The 3,149-nt window shown below is 64.6% G+C and carries 2 protein-coding genes; both read left to right on the top strand.

Going from position 1 to position 3,149, the window contains the following annotated elements:
• Positions 1 to 440: 440 nt before the first annotated feature.
• Positions 441 to 1,721: an ATP-dependent Clp protease ATP-binding subunit ClpX gene (gene clpX / locus U9980_RS10715; protein WP_322747290.1), complete on the top strand. Its 1,281-nt coding sequence runs from the start codon at positions 441 to 443 to the stop codon at positions 1,719 to 1,721.
• A 1-nt stretch (position 1,722) separates the two neighbouring features.
• Positions 1,723 to 3,072 carry a folylpolyglutamate synthase/dihydrofolate synthase family protein gene (locus U9980_RS10710; RefSeq protein ID WP_322767778.1) on the top strand — a complete coding sequence of 450 codons (1,350 nt, stop codon included), beginning with the start codon at positions 1,723 to 1,725 and terminating at the stop codon, positions 3,070 to 3,072.
• Positions 3,073 to 3,149: the final 77 nt, after the last annotated feature.

Below are 3,149 nucleotides of genomic sequence, written 5' to 3'. Positions count from 1 at the left end.
TGATCATGGTTTTTCGCGCACCCGGAGGCGGCGGGGATCCGGCCTCCACCGCGGTTGCTGGGACAGGTGGCGCGTCCACGTTGTTCAAAGGTTCTATCCGGACGGCGTGGACGCGCAAGGACGTGGCAGGTGACCGTAGGCTGACCCACACGAGCCGCGCGATAGGGCTCTCACCGGGCGGCTTCAGGGGGTACGGTCCCCACGGGGAGACAGGCCCTTGCCCATCGCGGCCGGCGCAACGACAGAGCCGTCGGCAGTTTTGGGCAGCAGCAGATGTGGATATGCCGCAGATGTGGATATGCAGCCCGAAGCCGCTGGCGTCATGACGCAGCCGCTGGCGGCAGAGGGCAGGATGGTAACAGACAGGCGACGACCGGGCGGCCTGGCCGCCCCTGACCTGCAGGCGACACCATCGTCTGGACGAAGGGACTGAGTCCTCGGTGGCACGCATAGGTGACGGCGGTGACCTGCTCAAGTGCTCGTTCTGTGGCAAGTCCCAGAAGCAGGTGAAGAAGCTCATCGCCGGGCCCGGCGTCTACATCTGCGACGAGTGTATTGATCTTTGCAACGAGATCATCGAAGAGGAGCTGTCGGAGTCCTCTGATCTCAAGTGGGACGAGCTGCCGAAGCCGCGCGAGATCTATGAGTTCCTGGACGGCTACGTGGTCGGCCAGGAGCAGGCCAAGAAGACGCTGTCGGTTGCTGTCTACAACCATTACAAACGCGTTCAGGTGGGCGGTGGTGACAGCAAGGGTGATGTTGAACTGGCGAAGAGCAACATCCTCCTGCTGGGGCCCACCGGATGTGGTAAGACGCTGCTTGCGCAGACCCTGGCGCGGATGCTCAACGTTCCGTTCGCGATCGCCGATGCCACCGCGCTCACCGAGGCCGGATATGTCGGTGAGGACGTGGAGAACATCCTGCTCAAACTCATTCAGGCCGCCGACTACGACGTCAAAAAGGCCGAGACCGGCATCATCTACATTGACGAGGTCGACAAGATCGCGCGCAAGTCGGAGAACCCGAGTATCACCCGGGACGTCTCCGGCGAGGGCGTCCAGCAGGCGCTGCTGAAGATACTGGAGGGAACGACCGCCAGTGTTCCCCCGCAGGGTGGTCGCAAGCATCCGCACCAGGAATTCATCCAGATCGACACGACGAACGTCCTGTTCATCGTCGGTGGGGCCTTTGCCGGGCTCGATCGGATCATCGATTCGCGGATCGGGAAGAAATCGCTGGGGTTCCGCGCGGTCCTGCATGGCAAGGACGATCCGGATGTGGCCAACATCTTCACCGACGTCATGCCGGAGGATCTGCTCAAATATGGAATGATTCCCGAGTTCATAGGTCGACTGCCAGTGATCACCAGCGTGTCGAGTCTTGACCGGGAAGCGCTCATCCGCATCCTGACCGAACCGAAGAACGCTCTGGTGCGTCAGTACAAGAAGTTGTTCGAGCTGGATAATGTCGATCTTGACTTTACGGGTGACGCGTTGGACGCGATCGCGGACCAGGCAATACTGCGAGGGACTGGTGCGCGTGGGCTCCGAGCAATCATGGAGGAGGTCCTGCTGTCGGTCATGTACGATATTCCCAGCCGCAAGGACGTCGCCCGGGCAGTGGTGACCCGCGAGGTCGTTCTGGAGCATGTCAACCCGACGCTCGTGCCACGCGACGTCGCCGCATCCAAGCGGGGTCCCCGCCAGGAGAAGTCGGCCTGACATGACAAGTCAGCCGGACACTGTCGCGGACGCCGACACGGCCGCTCTCACCCGGGTGAGCAGGGCGCTGGCCGAACGTTTCCCGCATCGGATGCTGCCCGATCTGGAACGCATGCGGGACTTGGTCGACCTGCTGGGCCAACCCCAGCGGGCCTACCCCTCGATCCATCTGACGGGGACCAACGGCAAGACCTCCACCGCCCGCATGGTGGATTCGTTGCTGTGCGCCTTCGGAATCAGACCCGGCCGTTACACGTCCCCGCACCTGGAGAGCGTCACTGAACGTATCTGTCTGGCTGGTCGACCCGCTCCGGCTGCCGCCTTCACCCAGGCGTACGACGACGTCATCCCCTACGTTGAGCTTGTCGACAGCAAACATCCCGAACGTGTCACCTTCTTCGAGCTGCTGACCGCGATGGCTTTCGCCGCTTTCGCCGACGCGCCGGTCGATGTCGGTGTCATCGAGGTCGGCATGGGCGGGACCTGGGACGCGACCAACGTGCTGAATGCGGCCGTGACGGTGGTGACCCCGATCTCTCTTGATCATCAGGAACTTGGTGCCACCCTCGACGCGGTGGCGGCGGAGAAGGCCGGCATCATCCACGCCGACGCGCTCGTCGTGCTCGGCCAGCAGCCGTTGGAGGCGGCGGAGGTGCTGCTGCGCCGGGCCGGCGAAGTCGGAGCGACGGTGGCGCGCGAGGGGCTGGAGTTCGGGGTTCTTGCTCGCGATCTTGCCGTTGGCGGTCAGAGGGTGACTATCCGTGGGCTTGGTGGTGTCTATGAGGATCTGTTGCTGCACCTGCACGGCGCGCATCAGGCTCACAACGCCGCGTGTGCGCTTGCGGCGGTCGAGGGATTTCTCGGTGGCGGTCGGGAGATTCTCGACCTCGACGCCGTCCGCGCCGGGTTCGCGCAGGCCGATTCGCCAGGGCGACTGGAGATCGTCCGGCGCTCGCCGACGGTCCTGTTGGACGGCGCACACAACGTCGCGGGCGCGCACGCGCTGGTCGCGGCGGTGGAGGAGTCGTTCAGCTTCGATCACCTCGTCGGTGTTGTGGGGATGCTCGCGGACAAGGACGCGGCCGGCATTCTGGCCGCGCTGGAGCCCGTGCTGAACGCCGTGGTCGTCACCCAGAGCCGTTCGCCACGGGCCATGCCGGTGGATGATCTCGCTGCGATCGCTGTGGATGTGTTCGGCTCTGACCGGGTGGAGGTTGCCTCGCGTCTGGATGACGCTCTCGACGCGGGGGTTCGCCTGGCAGAGGAGGATTCCCACCTGGCCGGTGCCGGGGTGCTGGTGACCGGTTCCCTTGTGACGGTGGGGGAGGCCCGCCGTCTCCTGCGTCGCTGACCGGTAGGTTGCTACCTGGGCCAAAGGCGGCGCGATCATGTCGTTCGCGCGCTGCCGGCGGCCGTACGGGTCATGCC

Origin of the sequence: Protofrankia sp. Cr1 (genome assembly GCF_963555865.1) — a bacterium.
Lineage (GTDB): Bacteria > Actinomycetota > Actinomycetes > Frankiales > Frankiaceae > Protofrankia.
The sequence above is the reverse complement of the archived record's forward strand: the minus strand, read 5'-3'. Positions and strand labels throughout refer to the sequence as shown.

Bases quoted from the DNA above. Each gene is read 5' to 3' on its own strand.
- U9980_RS10710 (WP_322767778.1), top strand. From the start codon at position 1,723: ATGACAAGTCAGCCGGACACTGTCGCGGACGCCGACACGGCCGCTCTC.